This window comes from Melghirimyces algeriensis, from assembly GCF_900182565.1.
GTDB lineage: Bacteria > Bacillota > Bacilli > Thermoactinomycetales > DSM-45169 > Melghirimyces > Melghirimyces algeriensis.
The window spans coordinates 232,254-251,184 of record NZ_FXTI01000003.1 but is presented as its reverse complement, the minus strand read 5'-3'; the positions used below and the strand labels follow the sequence as shown (position 1 = coordinate 251,184).

Annotated in this window: 21 protein-coding genes and 1 pseudogene; 8 read left to right on the top strand and 14 right to left on the bottom strand. The window is 43.9% G+C overall.

The annotated features are described in order from the left end of the window. Positions 1 to 27: 27 nt before the first annotated feature. Positions 28 to 168 (top strand): annotated as a pseudogene (locus FN782_RS17450) (Tn3 family transposase); the annotation flags it as partial. On the opposite strand, the gene FN782_RS17135 reads toward FN782_RS17450, so the two are convergent. Next, positions 165 to 317: a hypothetical protein gene (locus FN782_RS17135; protein ID WP_246064872.1), complete on the bottom strand. Its 153-nt coding sequence runs from the start codon at positions 315 to 317 to the stop codon at positions 165 to 167. The pseudogene FN782_RS17450 and the gene FN782_RS17135 overlap by 4 nt on opposite strands. A 139-nt stretch (positions 318 to 456) precedes the next feature. Between FN782_RS17135 and FN782_RS06655 the strand changes: the two genes are divergently transcribed. Together FN782_RS06655 and FN782_RS06650 are read left to right on the top strand one after the other, a co-directional pair. Further along, positions 457 to 1,986, top strand: coding sequence for a recombinase family protein (locus FN782_RS06655; protein WP_142504991.1), 1,530 nt, complete (start codon positions 457 to 459; stop codon positions 1,984 to 1,986). A 16-nt stretch (positions 1,987 to 2,002) separates the two neighbouring features. Beyond that, the gene (locus tag FN782_RS06650) at positions 2,003 to 2,983 is read left to right on the top strand and encodes a UDP-N-acetylmuramoyl-tripeptide--D-alanyl-D-alanine ligase (RefSeq protein ID WP_142504990.1); all 981 of its coding nucleotides are present in this window, start codon (positions 2,003 to 2,005) and stop codon (positions 2,981 to 2,983) included. Positions 2,984 to 3,015: 32 nt separating this feature from the next. Here FN782_RS06650 and dhaL read toward each other — a convergent pair whose 3' ends face one another. From dhaL to tnpA, 10 genes are all read right to left on the bottom strand, one after another. Continuing rightward, a complete protein-coding gene (gene dhaL / locus FN782_RS16735; RefSeq protein ID WP_185956095.1) occupies positions 3,016 to 4,047 on the bottom strand; it encodes a dihydroxyacetone kinase subunit DhaL in 1,032 nt (343 codons plus the stop codon). Beyond that, on the bottom strand, positions 4,044 to 5,045 hold the full coding sequence (dhaK, locus tag FN782_RS06640; protein WP_142504989.1) for a dihydroxyacetone kinase subunit DhaK: 1,002 nt from the start codon (positions 5,043 to 5,045) through the stop codon (positions 4,044 to 4,046). The genes dhaL and dhaK overlap by 4 nt, the downstream gene beginning before the upstream one ends. Positions 5,046 to 5,180: 135 nt before the next feature. Further along, entirely contained in the window at positions 5,181 to 5,912 is a 732-nt protein-coding gene (locus FN782_RS06635; RefSeq protein WP_185956094.1) for a DnaD domain protein, read from the bottom strand. Positions 5,913 to 6,034: 122 nt separating this feature from the next. Continuing rightward, on the bottom strand, positions 6,035 to 7,324 hold the full coding sequence (gene asnS, locus FN782_RS06630; protein WP_142504987.1) for an asparagine--tRNA ligase: 1,290 nt from the start codon (positions 7,322 to 7,324) through the stop codon (positions 6,035 to 6,037). Positions 7,325 to 7,562: 238 nt separating this feature from the next. Then, positions 7,563 to 7,889: a YnfA family protein gene (locus FN782_RS06625; protein ID WP_142504986.1), complete on the bottom strand. Its 327-nt coding sequence runs from the start codon at positions 7,887 to 7,889 to the stop codon at positions 7,563 to 7,565. A gap of 195 nt (positions 7,890 to 8,084) precedes the next feature. Then, a complete protein-coding gene (locus FN782_RS06620) occupies positions 8,085 to 9,020 on the bottom strand; it encodes an aldo/keto reductase (RefSeq protein ID WP_142504985.1) in 936 nt (311 codons plus the stop codon). Between the two features lie 264 nt (positions 9,021 to 9,284). After that, the gene (locus tag FN782_RS06615; protein WP_142504984.1) at positions 9,285 to 9,755 is read right to left on the bottom strand and encodes a VOC family protein; all 471 of its coding nucleotides are present in this window, start codon (positions 9,753 to 9,755) and stop codon (positions 9,285 to 9,287) included. Positions 9,756 to 10,334: 579 nt separating this feature from the next. Next, positions 10,335 to 11,423: an RNA-guided endonuclease InsQ/TnpB family protein gene (locus tag FN782_RS06610; RefSeq protein ID WP_142504983.1), complete on the bottom strand. Its 1,089-nt coding sequence runs from the start codon at positions 11,421 to 11,423 to the stop codon at positions 10,335 to 10,337. Then, entirely contained in the window at positions 11,423 to 11,575 is a 153-nt protein-coding gene (locus FN782_RS17445) for a transposase (protein WP_425462692.1), read from the bottom strand. The genes FN782_RS06610 and FN782_RS17445 overlap by 1 nt, the downstream gene beginning before the upstream one ends. Next, on the bottom strand, positions 11,554 to 11,808 hold the full coding sequence (gene tnpA / locus FN782_RS06605) for an IS200/IS605 family transposase (protein ID WP_425462688.1): 255 nt from the start codon (positions 11,806 to 11,808) through the stop codon (positions 11,554 to 11,556). The genes FN782_RS17445 and tnpA overlap by 22 nt, the downstream gene beginning before the upstream one ends. Before the next feature lie 132 nt (positions 11,809 to 11,940). On the opposite strand from tnpA, the gene FN782_RS16730 reads away from it, so the two are divergent. The 5 genes from FN782_RS16730 (at position 11,941) to FN782_RS06580 (ending at position 15,096) form a co-directional block, all read left to right on the top strand. Continuing rightward, entirely contained in the window at positions 11,941 to 12,153 is a 213-nt protein-coding gene (locus tag FN782_RS16730; protein WP_185956093.1) for a hypothetical protein, read from the top strand. Between the two features lie 200 nt (positions 12,154 to 12,353). Beyond that, the gene (locus FN782_RS06595; RefSeq protein WP_142504981.1) at positions 12,354 to 12,830 is read left to right on the top strand and encodes a MarR family winged helix-turn-helix transcriptional regulator; all 477 of its coding nucleotides are present in this window, start codon (positions 12,354 to 12,356) and stop codon (positions 12,828 to 12,830) included. A 56-nt stretch (positions 12,831 to 12,886) separates the two neighbouring features. Next, positions 12,887 to 14,062: an ArsA family ATPase gene (locus FN782_RS06590; RefSeq protein ID WP_142504980.1), complete on the top strand. Its 1,176-nt coding sequence runs from the start codon at positions 12,887 to 12,889 to the stop codon at positions 14,060 to 14,062. Between the two features lie 464 nt (positions 14,063 to 14,526). Continuing rightward, positions 14,527 to 14,682, top strand: a complete 156-nt coding sequence (locus FN782_RS16725) for a hypothetical protein (RefSeq protein WP_185956092.1) — start codon at positions 14,527 to 14,529, stop codon at positions 14,680 to 14,682. Between the two features lie 12 nt (positions 14,683 to 14,694). Then, positions 14,695 to 15,096, top strand: a complete 402-nt coding sequence (locus tag FN782_RS06580) for a hypothetical protein (RefSeq protein ID WP_142504978.1) — start codon at positions 14,695 to 14,697, stop codon at positions 15,094 to 15,096. Between the two features lie 67 nt (positions 15,097 to 15,163). Here the strand turns inward: FN782_RS06580 and FN782_RS06575 are convergent, their stop codons facing one another. The 3 genes from FN782_RS06575 to FN782_RS06565 form a co-directional block, all read right to left on the bottom strand. Further along, positions 15,164 to 16,654 carry an MDR family MFS transporter gene (locus tag FN782_RS06575; RefSeq protein WP_142504977.1) on the bottom strand — a complete coding sequence of 497 codons (1,491 nt, stop codon included), beginning with the start codon at positions 16,652 to 16,654 and terminating at the stop codon, positions 15,164 to 15,166. Between the two features lie 278 nt (positions 16,655 to 16,932). Beyond that, positions 16,933 to 18,273, bottom strand: a complete 1,341-nt coding sequence (glnA, locus tag FN782_RS06570; RefSeq protein WP_142504976.1) for a type I glutamate--ammonia ligase — start codon at positions 18,271 to 18,273, stop codon at positions 16,933 to 16,935. Between the two features lie 27 nt (positions 18,274 to 18,300). Continuing rightward, on the bottom strand, positions 18,301 to 18,714 hold the full coding sequence (locus FN782_RS06565) for a MerR family transcriptional regulator (protein WP_142504975.1): 414 nt from the start codon (positions 18,712 to 18,714) through the stop codon (positions 18,301 to 18,303). Positions 18,715 to 18,931: the final 217 nt, after the last annotated feature.

Sequence of the window (18,931 nt, the reverse complement as noted above, 5' to 3'; positions counted from 1 at the left end):
ATTGTACCATCAAGCAATCAAGGACAATATTACCGGTTTGACCTGCCCCGATTGTGGGGAAGTGCAAAGACGGCGGCCGCCGACGGGGCCAAGTATGATATCTATGAGGAAAACCTGTTGGCCGAATACCATATCCGTTACGGGGAATACAGCGGGATCATCTATCACCTCGCAGTTTGGCAATCGCGAATCGCCTGGCTGATTTGCTTTAGGATCGGGTTTCCCATCTCTTTTTCCCTCTCAAACCACTCCCTTCTCTTTTCCAAAGTCATATTGGCCAATTGAGAGTGAATGATGACCGTCGTTTTATCGATCATCCAGTTCCGTTCCTCCCATATTCCCACCACCCCACCCTATTCTATGGAGATAAAGGTTCACCTTTCCAATTACGTTATATAACAAGCCCGACGTTTCGTATAGTAATGTACAGATCACTCATATAACAGGTGATACAAAATGAATCAGCCTTCCGGCTTGGACGTCTTTATGTATCTGCGTAAAAGCAGAACCGACATCGAAGAAGAAAGACGCGCCCAGGAAGAAGGCCTTTCATTTGATGTTTTAAAACGACATCGAAAGCAGCTTTTGGATTTGGCAAACCAGAAACAACATCGCATCCTGGAGATTTATGAGGAAATCGTTTCAGGGGAACACCTGTTTGATCGGCCGCAGATTCAAAAAATGTTGAAATCAGTGGAAAAGGGAGCCTGTGATGCAGTGCTCGTAATGGACCTCGACCGCCTTGGACGCGGCGACCTGTACGACATGGGGATCATCTTTCGGGCGTTTCGGCTTAGTGAAACCTATATTATTACTCCTTATGAAGTTATTTACCCAAGTGAAGAAGGAGCTGAACTGCTCTTTGGCGTGAAATCGATTATCAGCCGGGAAGAATTAAAGTCCATTACCAAGCGAATGCAAAGAGGGCGAAGAGCTTCCGCCAGTGAAGGAAAGTCAATCACCTCCAAGGTACCGTTTGGCTATTGGAGAGATGCCAACCTGAAACTTCATCCAGACCCGGATACGGCATGGGTGGTCCAGCAAATTTTTGAAATGGTCGCCCGCGGTAAGGGTCGGAATCAAATTGCAAATGAACTGACAAATCTCGGAATTCGCACCCCAGGGAAAGGCAGAGAGTGGAGTCATACCATGATTTCTAAAATACTGAAAAACGAAGTTTATCTAGGGCACATTGTATGGGGAAAAAATAAATATATAAAACAGAACGGAAAATACATCTCCAAGCCTCTTCCACCAGAACAATGGTATCGAAAGGAACATGCTCACAAGCCCATCATCACCCAAGAATTATGGGATCTGGCTCACCAAAACTATGGAATGCATAATCCTCCACGTGTAAAAAGCTCACAAAAACTGGTTAACCCCTTGGCCGGATTGGTATATTGTAAAAACTGCGGATATGCTTTAACCCGAAAAGCGGACAGCAAAAACACAGCCATATTACGTTGCCCCTCCATCCGTTGTCGCGGAATCGTCAAAGGCATCTCCCTTCAACTGATCGAATCAAGAATTTTGGACTCGATTAAGGAGTTCACCCAAGCATTTACATTAGATATCCAATTATCTGACAAATTCCCGACAGAAATTCCTTTAAAGAAAAAATCCCTGAAAGTCAAAGAGAAACAATTAGGCATACTTCAGGAACAACACGAAAATCTCCATGATCTTCTGGAACAGGGTACATATGATGCAAAAACCTTTGCAGACAGACAAAAAAAGCTTTCCGACCGAATCCGGAAAGTAAAAGAACAAATAAAAAAACTGCGAAAGGAAATCAATCGGGAAGAACAGAATTGCGCAGTCTTTAAGCCAAAAGTGAAAACCATTTCGGAAGCATATGATGTTGCAAATGATGCAGAAAAGAAAAATCGGTTGTTGAAATCTGTTTTGGATCGTATTGAGTATAGCCGTCAACAAGGCTCTAAGCATGGAGAATTTACCATTAATATTTTTTTTCGCATTTAAGAGGTATCAATGAAACATGAATACGTTTCGCTTCCTTCCCTCCTATTTGTTAAAACTGTCTCCCGGAGTTCAGGTGCTGTTATTGGAAATGGGCATGAAATCGTTAAATAACATCGCACGTCAGTGTCGGGTAGTTCGCCCCGATGTTGGAGCCGTTACCAACGTTGGAGAAGCACATGCCGGAAGTTTGGGTGGATTGAATCGGATTGTCATGGCAAAGCAGGAGTTGATCGACGGACTGAAAAATGGTGCCACACTGTATCTGAATGCTGACTGTTCTCGCTCCAAGAAACTTTCTACACGCAATTTCCACGGAACGGTTTATAAATTCGGGATAGACAGTCCCTCGGATATCCAGGCCACAAACATTCGGTATACGCCTCGTGGAATGACCTTTGAAGCAAATATAGCGGGAAAACAGGGAACCTTTTTCATTCCAACGTGGGGAGAACACAACGTCTACAATGCCATGGCTGCCATTGGGATCGCCCGTTCACTCGGAATCAGCATTCCTCGGATTCAAAAAGGACTAGAGCGGGCAAGATTGCCTCGAATGCGATTGCAACAAATCAGGGGAACCAATCGACGCATCCTGATTAACGATGCCTGGAATGCCAATCCTTCAGCAATGAAAGCAGGTTTGTCCGTTTTAAGGGACTTGTCAGGGAAACGAAAGGCAATTGCTGTTTTGGGAGATATGAAAGAACTGGGTAAATACACCCGTGAAGCTCACAGAGAAATCGGAAGATTTGTCGCGCGGATCAACCTTCACCAATTAATAACCTACGGATACTATGCCAAAGAGATCGGGAGAACCGCCATCTCTCATGGAATGTCTCCACAACGGGTGATTCACTTCACCTCCCGTGAATCTTTGATTCGTCATTTGAAAAACAGTCCATCCGGTTCCATGATTTATTTTAAAGCATCCCGGAAATTTAAGTTTGAAAAAATCGTGAATACCCTGACTGCAAGATCTGCTCAAAACAACAAATAAAGCACTCAAAAACGAGTGCTTTATTTGTTGTTTTATCCTTTCTTTGGCTGTTTTCGTGTATCTTCAGCTTCCTTCACAGCATCGGTAATATCTTTCCCCACCTGCAAAGCGATCGCAGCTACAAGTGCACCTTCGACAAAAGGCGCATCTGCGATCATGACATGATGCCCCTCCGGTTTGAGAAGCTCAGCTGCCATTTCAGCATTCATTTGGGCACTTCCAATATCAAAGAAAAGTAACACTTGCTCCGCACCACTCGATTTGACAACCTGCTCAATTGCTTCGGAGCGCGTTCCCAGTCCCCCCACTCCATCACCCGCTGCCGTAAGAACAGGCACATCCCGTGCCATGGCCGAAATCAGTTCTTTTGTACCCTCCGCCAACTGTTCACTATGGGAGACCAACAGCAAGGCAGTCTTGGGTTTTCTCATTGTTTTTTCTTCATTGGATTGACTCATCGTTTGATCAAGCGTTTCAAAAAGAAGGGCTGTCGATTCCGAACCAGGGTCTATGTGACCAATACTGCGATCCCCCAAATAGGAAGCTCTGCCCTTCAACGCTTTTAGTTCCTTGGACTCCTCCACTTTTTTACGAGCAGCTTCGGAAAGGCGGGAAAACAATGAACGCTCATCATCACCTGTTTCCTGTTGAGCTTCATTGGTTACGGCGAGCCAAACATCATACATTGTTTTTTCTCCGCCACTCGTCCCGCCGCGCTGTCCAATCCCCTCACAGCCGGCGTTCAAAAGCTCTTTCCAATCTTCAACACTTATATGTTCTTTCTCTTTGAGAACCATCGACATACGCAAAAACGCCGTTCCGTACAGCGGTCCGGAGGCGCCGCCCACATGGGAGATCAATGTGCGGCTAACTAGGAGAAAGCATTCTGAGAGTCCTCCTTTAAACGCTTTCAGTTGCGTTTGAACCTCTTTCCACCCTCTGGCCATATTGGTACCGTGGTCTCCATCCCCTATCGCTGAATCCAATTCTGTCAGAAAAGATTTCTTTTCCTGAATGACCTCAGCATACCGACAAAACCAATTCTTCACATCGACTACTTTCATTTCCCAAACCTCACCGCCATCGTATCTACAGGATGTGCCAATAACGATTCCAACTCTTCATCCAGCTGGAACAATGTAAGAGAAAAACCCGCCATATCCAAGGAGGTCATATACTCTCCCACCCAAGAATCCACCACTTGATTCTGTTTTTCATTCAGATACGTGATAAATTCTTTATGGATCACATTCAATTCCATCAAAGGTGTGGATCCCATACCGTTCACCATCACCGCTACCCGGTCCCCCGCTCGATAAGGCAAATCATCATAGATTCGATCCGCCAAGGTACGGGTCAACGCAGAAGCAGATAAAAGTTTTGTCCGCTCCACCCCTGGCTCTCCATGGATACCAATTCCAATCTCAATCTCATCTTCCTCCAAAGTAAAGCTTGGCTTCCCTGCTTCCGGAAGTGTACAAGGTGTCAACGCTACCCCCATACTCCGAATGCGACGAATTCCTTTTTCGGCCACCCTCTTCACTTCCTCAAGCGAAGCTCCTTGGTCAGCCTTAGCCCCTGCAATCTTATGAACAAACACCGTCCCAGCGATCCCACGTCGGCCTGTAGTATGAGTACTATCTTCCACTGCTACATCATCGTTAACCACGACTTGCTCCACTTGAATTCCTTCAGCCGCAGCTAGCTCTGCCGCCATGTCAAAATTAAGGACATCTCCGGTATAGTTTTTCACAATGCAGAGAACACCTTTTCCGCTATCGACTGCTTTGATCGCTTCCAGAATCCGATCCGGTGTTGGAGATGTAAACACTTCACCAGCCACAGCTGCATCCAACATTCCTCGACCCACAAAACCTCCATGAGCGGGTTCATGTCCACTTCCACCCCCACTCACCAATCCAACTTTTCCATCCACCGGGGCATCCGTTCGAACCAAGACCCCTTTCCCCTTCAAATAACGCAGACGGTTGGGAGTTGCTTGAACCATACCTTCTAGCATTTCGTCAACAATATTTTCAGGTTGATTCATTACCTTTTTCATCAAAAACACTCCTAGGTTTTATATCCTCTCATAATAATAGTTTTCTACTTTTTTATAATATCTCCTTCCATGTTCAGCTTTGTTTTTCGATACTCCAAATAAAAACGCCGCCCCAAAAGGGACAACGTTCATGAGTTACGAGTTTTGGTTCACCCAATTATAGAGGAAAAATTCACCGGAGCGATTCTCTTCGGGCAATCGTTCTGATTGATAGAGGATTCCTTTCTGTCGAAACTTCTTGGAAAACTCAGTTGCTTCCTCTGGTGTGTGGATTCGGTTACGCTTCCATTCCAGCAGGATTCGGTCAATATAGCGACAGCTCAGCTTACCGCAAAATACAGCTTCTCTCAAAGCAGCGATAATCAGATCTTCAGGATGTTTGTCTTCATCCAACCATTTCGTCAGCATTTCGTATTCCATAGGAGAAAGAGGACGGCAAAACTCCCGTTCAAACAGTTGAAACAAATTCTCTTGACTCGTTTCTGTCCGAGTGACCGACTCATCGGAGTCCCTTTCCAAATAAGAGGCAGCCAACTCCTGTAACAGGGGAACAATGGAATATCGTTCGCTTCGTATTCCTCCTTCTTCCACCGTTTCTTCAATAGAAAGATACCCCTTTCGAACCAGCGTCTGTATCCATTGGATAATTTGATCTGCGGATACACTCATTCTCTCTTCCAATTGATGAACGGTGGGAAACAAAACCCCCTCCTTATCACGGAAAACCATGATATGTAAAAGAAGCATCATTTGTCCTTCATTGAGGCCCAACCGCTTGTATTCCGTAAACAACATGACCGGAAAAGCCGTCGATCCCTGCTGCATCACGTCCACCAGAGCGGAGTGCGGCGACATTTTTCGGTCCATCTTTTTCACCTCACTTCCTACTATACCAAGCACTTGATTGTAAAAATAGACTTGAAAATAAAAGAAGCATCGGTTTAAAACCGATGCTTCGGATGCTTCCCCGAGATGCATCAGGTTGCCTATTATGGATAGAGTCGATTCAACATCCGCGGAAAGGGTATCGTTTCCCGAACGTGGTCAAGCCCACAGATCCAACTTACCGTTCGTTCCAATCCAAGTCCAAATCCTGAATGGGGAACCGTACCATATTTTCGGAGATCCATATACCATCCATAAGCTTCTTGAGAAAGTTGATGCTGTTGAAAGCGCTCTTCCAACAAATTGGGGTCATCAATCCGTTGGCTTCCTCCAATGATCTCACCATATCCTTCCGGTGCGATCAGATCTGCACAAAGAACCACTTCTGGTCGCTTTGGGTCCGGTTTCATATAGAATGCTTTAATGTCTGCCGGATAATGCGTAATGAAGACCGGCCGATCAAAGCTTTCCGCAATTTTGGTCTCATGGGGCGCACCAAAATCCTCTCCCCATGTAAATTCCATTCCTTCCCGGTTCAACAAATCCACAGCCTCATCATAGGTGATTCGTGGGAAAGGTGCCTTTACGTTCTGCAGATAGGATATGTCTCTGTTTAACGTCTTTAATTCCGCTTGGCAATGCTCAAGAACATGCTGAACCACATGGGACAACATATTCTCCTGAATCCGCAGGCTCTCCTCGTGATCTACAAAAGCCATCTCCGGCTCAATCATCCAGAACTCGATCAAGTGGCGACGAGTTTTGGATTTTTCTGCACGAAAAGTGGGCCCAAAAGAATAAACCCTGCCCAGAGCCATGGCCGCAGCTTCCATATAAAGCTGCCCGCTCTGAGTAAGATAAGCATCCTCATCAAAATATTTGGTGTGAAACAGATTGGTTGTTCCTTCACAGGAAGAAGGGGTGAGAACGGGTGGATCAACCAAGGTGAAATTTTGCTCATCCAACCAATTCTGGATGGCCTTGGTGATTTCTCCGCGAATTCGAAGGATCGCATGTTGGCGCGGGGAGCGAATCCACAGATGGCGGTGATCCATCAAAAATTCCACCCCATGTTCCTTTAAGGAAATCGGGTATTCTTCGGCCAACTGAATCACTTCTATCGATGTTACATCCAATTCATAACCACTGGGAGACCGTTCATCAGCACGAACTCTTCCTTCCACATAGAGCGAACTTTCCTGTGTCAATCCGGACGCGCTTTCCCACACCTCCGGTGTCACATTTTTCTTTACAAGAACACCTTGAATGAACCCTGTTCCGTCTCTAAGTTGGAGGAACTGGATCTTCCCACTGGATCGTTTATTATAAAGCCATACGCCCAAACGTACATTTTCTCCAACACGGGCGGAAATATCACCTATCGTGGTAAGCACGTTTTAACCTCCACATCCCAATATTGACCCGTCCATTATACCCTTGCCGACATTCTTGAGTCAACGAACCCATCTTGCTATTTCACTGAATATATCAGTACTACAGGCTGGGGTCATAAGCTGCCTAAACGGTATCTACCCGTTTTATAACGGGCAGATACTTTTTTATTGATTGTTTGTTTCGCAAACTGGTTTATATTTTTTTGAAAGCTGGCGAGAGTATCCTCTTCCATCTCACTTAATTCCGAGGAGCCCATAACATGACGGACACACCGACCATACAGATGGCAGCTCCGACCCAGTCGTATCGATCTGGAGTCTTTTGATCGATCCCCCAACCCCAGAGAATTGAAAGCAGAATAAACACACCTCCATATGCTGCATACACTCGACCAAAGGATGGGAAGGTTTGCAAGGTGGCGATTACACCGTATAAGGCCAAAGTTATACCGCCGATCCCCCCAACCCAAGCCGATTTTCCTTCCCGCAACCAAAGCCAAATGAGATATCCGCCACCAATTTCAGCTAATCCCGCAATAAAAAACAATAAAATAGCTCGTCCCATAAAACCTTCCTCCTTGATCTTGAAAAATGTAACATTTCCAGAAAGGGGAGCGTTGGTACTTTCTTTTTATCATACCAGCCAACCTTGCTGAAAAAAGTCTGACAACCAAAAACATTGCAAGAAAACGGTATAATAAAAGAGTATCTATGGAATCACCAGAGGACCCCAGATACTCTTTTTTGTTTGATATTAGATTTAGCTCACTAGAATACGTTCAATCGTTTCCAAATCGTTTTCGGATAAATGGACATCACAAGCTTTAGCATTTTCGATGACTTGTTCGGGTCTTTTTCCTCCGGGAATAACTGTGTCGATCCCGTTTTGGGCGAGTAACCACGACAGGGCTAAATTGGGTAGACTTGTTTTCTTTTGAGCAGCCAGCTGTTTAAGTTGTTCCACCTTTAACAGGTTGTTTTTGAATGTTTCTTCCTGGAACAGTGGAACATCCTTGCGCCAATCCTTCTCACTCAGCTTGAAATCCTCTGTATATTTCCCTCCAAGAATCCCATAAGCAAGTGGACCATAAGGAATAAAGGAAATTTCGTTTTGGATGCAATAGGGAAGCAGGTCTTTTTCAGCACGTCGATCCAGCATATGATAAGGAGATTGCAGAACAGTGATGTCATTATGTTGGTTCGCTTCGTTTAACTGATCAAGATTGACATTGGAGATCCCAATAGCTCGTATTTTCCCTTCTTCCTTAAAACGGGTCAATTCTCCAATGGATTCTGCAAGCGGTGTATGTTGATCCGGAAAGTGGATATAGTATAAATCCACAAAATCAGTCTGAAGCCGCTGTAAGCTTTTCTCCAAGGCATTTCGCAGATAACTTGGATGATTGTTGATGCGTGTTTTTCCATCACTTAATTGTTCTACGCCGCCTTTTGTAGCAATCACGACATCGGTACGGTTGTTTTTCAACATTTCACCTAATAACTCTTCCGAGCGACCAAAGCCATATACATCTGCTGTATCAAAAAAAGTGATTCCTTGATGCAAAGCTTCAGCAATCATTCTCTTACCCTGTTCCTCGTCCAGATCAGTGAAAAGGTTATGACCGCCAACTGCATTGGTACCCAAACCAATTTTTGATACATGAAGATCTGCTTTCTTTAGCGATATAACATCCATAGCGTAATACGCTCCTTTCTTTTTAAAGCAACGAAAGAGCCTACATCAAGGAATATACCCTTAACACGAAATCACGTACACAGTCATTTAACAGGATCAAATTTATTTCGTCAAGTAAATATTTATAAAATACAAAAAAGAGTAACAGGAGAATTGTTACTCTTTTTTGTAAAGGGAGTTTCTTATGCCTCCCTCCAAACAGGTTTTCCTCTGAATGCTTTTGAAATTGCTTCCCTTAATCTCTCCCGTTTGTCCGGTTCTACATTAATCGAGTGATAACCCCTTTTGTTTATACCAGTCATCCAGACTCATCATCTCAAAATCTTCTACCACGTCTATTCTCAGCGGTGCAATCAACTCCAACGAATTGTCATCCGGATCTCGAAAATAGATAGAAGCATGAGCTTGTGGATTATTTGGTAACACAAGGGGCTGATGTTCTGGCAAAAACCCAAAAGCTTCTCTTACCTCTATATTCCTCTCTTCCAACCAAGCTTTTGTTTTTTGGATATCTTCAAGATCCACCTGAAATGCGATATGTCTGATGGAAGGATGATAAGGGATTTTAACCTGTTCGCACTCCCATAAACCAAGCCAGCTTTTTTCTTTTTCAATCCAAAGAAAAGCAATGCTTCCCTTTCGATGAGCCAATTTGAGGCCTAACCTTTGATAGAAATCAATGGATGTTTCAAGATGACTGACAGGTAAATGAGCTTCATACAATCCTTTAATCATTGGAACTCCCCCTTTTATTTAACGACCGGCCATAGAATCTCAAGACTTTATGAAATGTTTCACTCCTCATTTTATTTCCCTGCGTTTGGTCCCTCTGCAAACCAATCTACCCGATCATCTTCTGAACCTCATCAGTCAAAATATCTATTTTAAACTCAGACTTTTGGTCAGGTAAACGTCCATATTTGTAACAGGAATTACACAACCCTTATCATCTGTTGATGGAACCAGTTGATATTTCTGTTTTATATAGTCTGAGAAACAGACTTGTTTGAGTTGTATTGTTGAAACAATCAAACGGAATGAATATGCAGTTGGATTGAACTGAATTGAGACTGATCTACAAAAAGTTAATAATCAGATAGATCGCACTTCCCCAAATAATTAAAGCCGATATTTTATTAAAAACAGGAATGACACCAAACTGTAGCTTTTTCAGAAGGCTTCCGGCAATTGTGAGAGATACAAACCAAACAAAGGATAGTGAACCTCTCGCCATTGAAATGGCGAGCTTCTCGTTTCATCGAGCCGACTTTTGCCGCACTCTCCACGAAGGCCAGTTCCTGGCCTGATTGAGTTTTAAGAAGCTTCTTGTTTAGCGAGTTGTAGAATGTTGATGGCCGCATTGATATCCCGATCCTGTTCATAGCTACAAAAAGGGCAACGATGGACCCGTTCGGCCAATGTTTTTTTGACGATGTCACCACAGCTGGCGCATCGTTGACTGGTTTGATGGGGGTTGACCTGGACCACACGCTTACCGGCACTTTCAGCCTTGTAAGTCGTGTATTGGACCAGTTGCCTCCATCCAGCATCGACGATGCTTTTCGCCAGGTGATGGTTCTTTACCATTCCCTGGACGTTCAGATCTTCAAACGCAATCAAATCGTATCGCTTCACCAGCTGATGACTGATCCGATGGGCGTAATCCTTCCGCTGATTGGCGATTTTCTCATGCATTCGGGCAAGAAGACGGATCGCCTTTTTCCTGCGATGGGAACCTTTTTTCTTTTTGGATACGAGCCGCCCAAGCCGTTTGAGTCTGCGTTCCGATCTTCGCAAGTGGTGGGGAGAAGCAAAGAACTGCTCATCCGATGTCACAGCCAGGTGCTTGATTCCCAGATCCACACCGACTTCCTTCCCCGTTTTCGGTAACGGTTTAAGAGCCTGCTCCACGGCGAGGCAAGCGTAGTACCTCCCATTTTTCTTGACGATGGAACAGGTCTTGATGGTTCCGGCGATCTGGCGGTGCAGGCGGATTCGAACCTCCCCGATTTTGGACAGCTTCAAATATTTCCCCTTCAGGGCGAATCCGCTTTGCGGATACGTAAAGCTACGGTAACGGTTCACCCCTTTAAACCGGGGAAATCCCGCTTTTCCTCCGTTTTGTACACGGTTGAAAAAAGATTGATATGCTTTGTCCAGTCGTTCGACTACATGTTGCAGTACTTGCGAATGAACTTCCTTTAAGGCTGGGATGGCCTTTTTCCGAACGGGAAGTGTTTTCTTCTGCTCATAGTAGGACAACGTCTTGCCTTCCATTCGGTAAGCATGAATCCGTTCGTCCAGAAGGCGATTATACAATAAGCGGCACCGTTCCAGAGTGAAGTCGATTCGTTCCTGTTGTTCCGTCTTCGGGTATAACCGGAATTTGTAGGTGCGAAGCATCACCCTCCCCCTTTCTTCTGGCTTTCGATATACCTTTGGATGGTATCCTCTGAGATGGAACCGATGGTTTCGATGTAGAAACTGATGTAGAAACTATGGTTCCAAAGATGTCCTCCCCAAAGCCTCTTCTTTAGATAGTTCCCCTTATGTATGAGGGGACCACCTTTGGATGAGCGGAAGCGAATACATGGACATGATCATTTTCACCGACTTCCATCATGACCACTTCAAAGCCCTTTTCTTCCGCGATCTCTTGAAAAAGCTTTTTCAGATAGGATTCGATTTCCGCATCCAGTATTTTTCTGCGGTATTTGACGGACCAAACGATATGATAATTGACGTTATAGACACAGGTTCTCGCATGCTTGATGTTCTCTTTTCCCATACATGTAGTATAGTGAAAATAATGGAAATTGGCTATATTTCAAGCGAGTTTTCTTTAACATATGGTCTGATCGGATTGTCGGACGAGGGGGGGAATCCCCCCCTCGTCCGACGACCGAAGGAAGTGCCCGTGGTGCGACCGAAGGAAGTGCCCGTGGTGCGACCGAAGGAAGTGCCCGTGGTGCGACCGAAGGAAGTGCCCGTGGTGCGACCGAAGGAAGTGCACCACAGGCATTCCCTTCGGTCGTCCGTGGTGCGCTCGCTTTCATCTACCCCATTGAAATGGGAAGGATTCCCGTTCGCATTTCCTAAAACAGACGTCCTGCTTTGTAAATATGCCAATTAATTCAAATATCATTTTACTGTGTGGTGGAATAGTGATCTCAACAGTGGTTTCAGTAGATCTGGAAAATGTTTTTCAATTGATGTCGAAATCAACGTTTGATTCTTTTACCCCAAATCCCTTGACTAACCATGATAATCGTAGTAAAGTACAAATAAATATTACGATATCGTAATAAAATCGCTGTCTAAAGGTGAATATTCATGGAACAACTGATGGAGTTTTTCTTAAAAAAAGGACTTCGTCCATTTCAACTGGATACTCTGATGGAAGAGCTGGAGCAAAAGTTAACCCATTCCGAACTGACGACCTTGCTTTTCTTGGATTATTATGGTGAATTAAGCATGTCTGAGTTAGCTCAACAGTTAGGAGCACCATTAAGTACATTAACCAGTATGATCCATCGTTTACAAAAGAGAAAGCTGATCCAGCGTGAGAAAGACTTGAAAGATCGTCGTATATATCTTGTAAAATTGACGGCTGACGGTGAGGGTGTTACTCAAACGGCTAAGAAAAAAATCAATCACCTCTTTGATCGTGTACAGATGGCTTTAACCCCACAAGAATTGCAACAATTTATGTCCTTGGCTGTAAAAGTGGCTAAAGCCATACAAAATGAGTCAGATCAACCGCAAAGAAACAAAGAAACAAAATTGAGAAATATTCCAATTGAGGATTGAACACCTGTTTTTTTAGATAAATATTACGATATCGTAATAGTATGGAGTGATAAGGTATGAGAGTGATTTTGTACACAGGAAAAGGCGGTGTTGGGAAAACAAGTATTGCTGCCGCTACTGGATTGCGATTGGCGGAAGAAGGAAAATGTACATTAGTATTGAGTACCGATACCGCTCATAGCTTATCTGATTCTTTTAATCACCCTCTCAAGAATGATCCTGTTCCCATCTCAGACCACTTGTGGGGGGTGGAAGTAAACCCTTTAAAAGAAACTGAAAAAAATTGGGGTGCTGTTCAAAAATGGTTTCAAGGAGTCATGGAGTGGGCGGACTTAGATGATATCACCTCAGAAGAAATGATTGTTTTCCCAGGAATGGAAGAGTTATTTAGTCTCCTGAAAATCAAACAATATATGAAAAGTAGTACATTTGACACCATTATTGTCGATTGCGCCCCTACAGGCGAAACACTTCGACTGTTAAGCTACCCAAACCTATTAAAATGGTGGCTGGAAAAAATCTTTCCATATGAAAAGCAGTTGGTAAAAGTTATGAGACCAGTGGCTAAGACAGTTACCGGAGGACTGGAACTCCCTAATCCGCAGACAATGGATTCCATCGAACAGTTGGGGCGCGAATTGGAAGAAATGCATCGCCTCATTTTTCAGTCCGATATGACCTCTGTACGCATCGTCATAAATCCTGAAAAAATGGTCATCTCTGAAGCCCGCCGTTCCTTTACATATTTAAATTTCTTTGGTTTTCGTACGGATGCCATTGTCGTCAACAAGATATTCCCTGAAGAAGCCGGCATGGGCTATTTTCAAGGTTGGCATACAAAACAGAATGAATATCTACAGGAAATTAAAGCTTCTTTTTCCCCCATACCGATTCTAAACGTTCCATTCATGCAAAACGAAGTAACAGGACTTCCATCATTGAACAGAGTTGCTGACGAGGCATTTGCCCACGTGGATGCGGGTTCCGTGCTGTATAAGGGAATGATTGAAGAAATCAAGTGGGAACAGGGAAAATACGTACTAAAACTGATACTCCCTTTCATTACAAAAGATGAAGTGAATGTATTGCAAAGGGGTGATGAATTGACAATTTTAGCAGGAAATCACAAAAGAAAGGTTACTCTTCCACGTGTTCTCATGGGAAGACCTGTAACAGGTGCAAGGTTTGTTCATCAAAAATTGAATATATATTTTGGCGATCGTCGTTTTTGAAACGATTCACCTTCACCAAAAAACGAAAATGTAAGAACCTGTCTTTTTTAAACGATTATTGCGATATCGTAATATATAAAGGGATTGATTCCATGTTAATTGATCAATACCTGCCGAACTGGGATTTTGATAAGAAAAATGAATATTCGTTGATATCGGAAACCATCTCTGATATATCACTTGTTTATCATGTGGACTTTGGAGTCTCATCCATCATCAGAATTCTTTTTTCTCTGCGTGGTGTTGTACCTGCTCGAAAAATAACGATAAACGGTCTTATAAACAAGGGATTCATATTCCTGGATGAAAATGAACATGAAATAGTGCTGGGAATAGTTGGACAACCGTGGACATTGAAGGGGAATTTATTGGAGATCGCTAGAGAAAATTTCAGGACTTTTCAACAACCGAACTATGTAAAAGTGGTTTGGAATTTCTCGTTTGAACAGATCGGAGAAAGATATATGAACATCCGTACAGAAACCCGAATTCATTGTACCTCACACGTTGCCAAGAGAAAGTTCTCCTTGTATTGGCTTGTGATTCGCTATTTCAGTGGATGGATTCAACGTGAAATGTTGAAAATCATTGGCGAAGAGATCATCAAAAACAATAGGTGATGGGGTGATTGGATGAACGTCCCTGTTTTGATCGCTGCTGTCTTAAGCGGACTGGCTTTTCTTGCACACACATTTATGGGAGACAGAGAAATCCAGTTGTTAAGACCAGAGAAAAAACAAGATGATGCTCATAACAGAATGGAGAAGTGGACAATGTCCCGTTGTGGATGGCACTGGATCAGTTTTGATCTATTCGCTACCTCCACAGTTCTGTTTCTTATCCTTTTTACAAACATCATCATTCATGAACAGTTTCTGCTTACTCTATTAGGGCTTTACTATTTTGGCTATGGAACGGTATGGCTGATAACGATTAAGATATCCAAACCATTTCCTTACAACTATTTTCGGCTATGGCAATGGAGCCTCCTATATATCATTGGCGGTTTGGTTTTCTGGGGGTCCATGACTTGATGGGAATGAGCGTCACCGGGCAGAAAACAAAAAGAGGGCTTTCTAAATCTGAAAGCCCTCTTTTTGTCTACGTCCCTTCATTCCCTATTGCATCTGAAGTTACATCTTTCGGCATGGCTCTTTTGACAAACAATGAAAGGATAAATGCAATAACCGCAATTGCAAATACAACCAGATAGACAAACTCCACTCCAGAGACAAGCGCTTGACGAACCGCATCGGGGTCTTGAGGGTTTTGGACATTCTCCAAATACGCGTTCTTTTTGGATGTCATCATCCCTATAAATACGGAGACACCAATCGCTCCAGATACGGGTTGCAGTGTATTCATCATCGCTGTTCCGTGTGGATAAAGCCTTTTCGGAAGTTCATTCAATCCGTTGGTTTGCGCCGGCATCATGACCGCAGAAACAGACAACATCAATAAAAGGTAGCAAATCATGATATACCAGAGCGGGGTGGTCAACCCAATTCGGCTTAACGCAAACATGGTTACAGTTAACACAAACGTTGCTGGGATCATCAGCATTCGGGGACCATACTTGTCAAACAGCCTCCCCATTACCGGTGACATAAAACCATTTAACAAGGCACCCGGCAGTAAAATCAGTCCTGCAGTCGCAGCCTGGACATCTAACGATCCCTGCAGGTACATGGGTAAAATAATTTCAGATGAAAACATCAGCATCATAATGATCATAAATTGTATCAGCGCTAGAGTGAACATTGGATATCGAAACACACGCAAATCCAAAAGAGGTTCCGGCAATTGAATTTGTCTGAGCGTAAATAATACAAGGGAAACCATCCCCAAACCGATCAAACTCCACACAACGGGGGCAGAGAATCCTGAATTCCCTTCCCCTGTCAGGCTAAACCCCAGAACAATCCCTCCAAAACCAGTGGTTGAGAGCAAAACAGACAGGAGATCCAGCTTGGGTTTGGTCACTTCACCCACATTTTTAAGAAATATAAAAGCAAATACAATGGAGAAAAGAGTGAATGGGACAACGGTAAGAAACAGATATCTCCAGCCCAGATATTCTACAATAATACCGGATAAAGTGGGTCCAATCGCTGGGGCAAACATAATCACCAGCCCAACGGTTCCCATCACCGTTCCACGACGGCGAGGAGGAAACACCAGCAAAAAGGTATGAAAGATAACCGGGATCAATAAACCTGTGCCCACCGCTTGCAATAATCTTCCAGCAAGCAAGGTCGAATAAGCAGGAGCGATGGCACAAATAACTGTACCTACTGTAAAAATGATCATGGTACCCAAAAACATTTGTCTTGTGGTAAATGATTGAATGAACAATGCGGATATGGGTGTCATAATCCCCATGATCAGCATAAAACCTGTTGCCATCCATTGAACCGTCGATTCGGATATGGAAAATTGTTCCATCAATGTGGTAAATGCAATATTTAATAGTGTTTCATTCAATATGGCAAAGAAAGCGCCGATAATTAATGAAATGATAACGGGCTTAACGTTGAAGTTTGGATCATCAGCCAAAAATTCATAGGATTGCCTGGAATTCGCCTCTTCCATGATCATTCTCCTTTTATGTACATACATTTGTTGTCCATTGACTGGAGATCCATTTCTGAATCCCATAAATGTATCATACCATCAACGTCAAACCTGAATCACTCTTATATAAGCTTTTGAATTTATTATGGATTTCTTTGATCGATTTATTTTGTTTGTAAAACAAACTTGTTTGAAAATATAAGCACCCCGAAAGGGGGTTTAGGGTAATTGACTCCATATCTTTTTTTGAAAGTATTTTTATCAGCAAACAAAAACCCCCTTTCGGGGGTTTTTGTTCAGTACAGTGACATATACTGTTCCCGCTCCCAGGGATGAACCTGGGTACGGAACATATCCCATTCAATCTCTTTGGCTTCGATAAAGTGAGCAAGAGCATGTTCACCCAAGGCGTCACCGATGACTGCATCCTTCTTAAGCTCATCCAACGCCTCTTTCAACGTTGCCGGCAAGCTCTGGATTCCGGCCTTTTCCCGCTCTGCTTCATCCATCACATAGATGTTCCGGTCCGTTTCTTTCGGTGGTTCCATCTTGTTTTTAATTCCATGCAAGCCTGCCTTTAACATGACTGCAAGTGCCAAGTACGGGTTGGCAGAGGAATCCGGGCTTCGCACCTCAATCCGGGTCGACATTCCGCGGGAGGCTGGAATGCGAACCAGGGGACTCCGGTTTGTCGGTGACCAGGCTACATAACAGGGAGCCTCATAACCGGGAACCAAACGTTTATAGGAGTTAATCAACGGATTGGTGACAGCTGTAAATGCCCTGGCGTGCTTCAAAATACCGGCTAGATATTGGCGAGCGGTTTGGGATAATCCCAATTCATCTGACGGATCATAGAATGAGTTCTCGTTCTCCCGAAACAAGGACTGGTTGATATGCATTCCAGAACCATTTACCCCGAAAAGCGGCTTCGGCATAAAGGTAGCATGCAAACCGTAGCGACGGGCGATATTTTTGACCACCAGCTTAAAGGTCTGGATATTGTCGGCTGCCGTCACTGCATTGGCATATTTAAAATCAATCTCATGTTGCCCAGGAGCCACTTCGTGATGAGAAGCCTCCATCTCAAAACCCATTTTGTCCAACGTGACCACGATATCCCGACGACAGTTTTCACCCAGATCCAATGGAGCGAGATCAAAATATCCGCCCTTGTCGTTCAGATCCATCGTCGGTTCTCCCTGATCGTTGGTTTTGAAGAGGAAAAACTCCGGCTCTGGACCGACATTAAAGGCAGAAAAGCCCATGTCCTGCGCTTCTTTCAACACCTTTTTCAGAATGCCGCGCGGATCGCCGGCAAAAGGCTTTCCGTCAGGAGTATAGACATCACAGATCAGACCGGCAACGCGGGAGTCTTCCGTACCCCCCCAGGGATAGATAATCCACGTATCCAAATCCGGGTAAAGATACATGTCGGATTCTTCAATTCGGACAAATCCTTCAATTGAAGAACCGTCAAACATCAGTTTGTTATCCAATGCTTTGGGCAATTGGGATTTCGGTATTTCCACATTCTTGATCGTTCCCAAAAGATCCGTAAACTGAAGCCGAATATACTCCACATTGTTCTCTTCAACCGATTTCAAGACATCTTCTTTTGTCATATTTTTCGCCATCAACGGAACTCCCTTCAAGTTGTGTGATTAATGAAAGAAACGAGACAATTCTCCGCGAATCAAGTGGCTCTGATTCGGTCGCGATCCCAGCTCCGACAATTGCCGCTTCAGAAGCTTGTGAAGCTCCGCATCCGACAGATCCGGCTTGGTCACTTCCTGTGGCTGCGGCTCCGGCTGTGCCTCCTGAGCTTGTTGCTGATCCTTTTCACGCAACATCTCCTTGACACCGGCAATATTAACCCCTTTTTCCATCAGGGATTTGATCTGAAGCAACCGGTCAACATCATTAAACGAGAACAACCGCTGATTCCCCTTCGTCCGAACTGGACGAATCAGGCCCTGCTGCTCATAATAGCGAACCTGTCGAGATGACAGTTCTGTCAGGTCCGTAACAATTCCCATCGAAAAAAGAGGCATATTCCGACGGATTTCATCGCTCATCAGCAGCGCCTCCTTTACATTCAACTTTGATATCATTATACCCATGTGAGGTTATATTGTCAATGCATGTAAGGAAATTTAACATAAAAAGTTAGGAGCACTGCCTGTTGGTATATTAATTGCTTTCCTTTATTCTCCCTACTCATATTCATGAGATTCTCCTTTTTGGATAAACAGATTACATATGACGAGCCTACGGCTTCACCCAAACTAAACT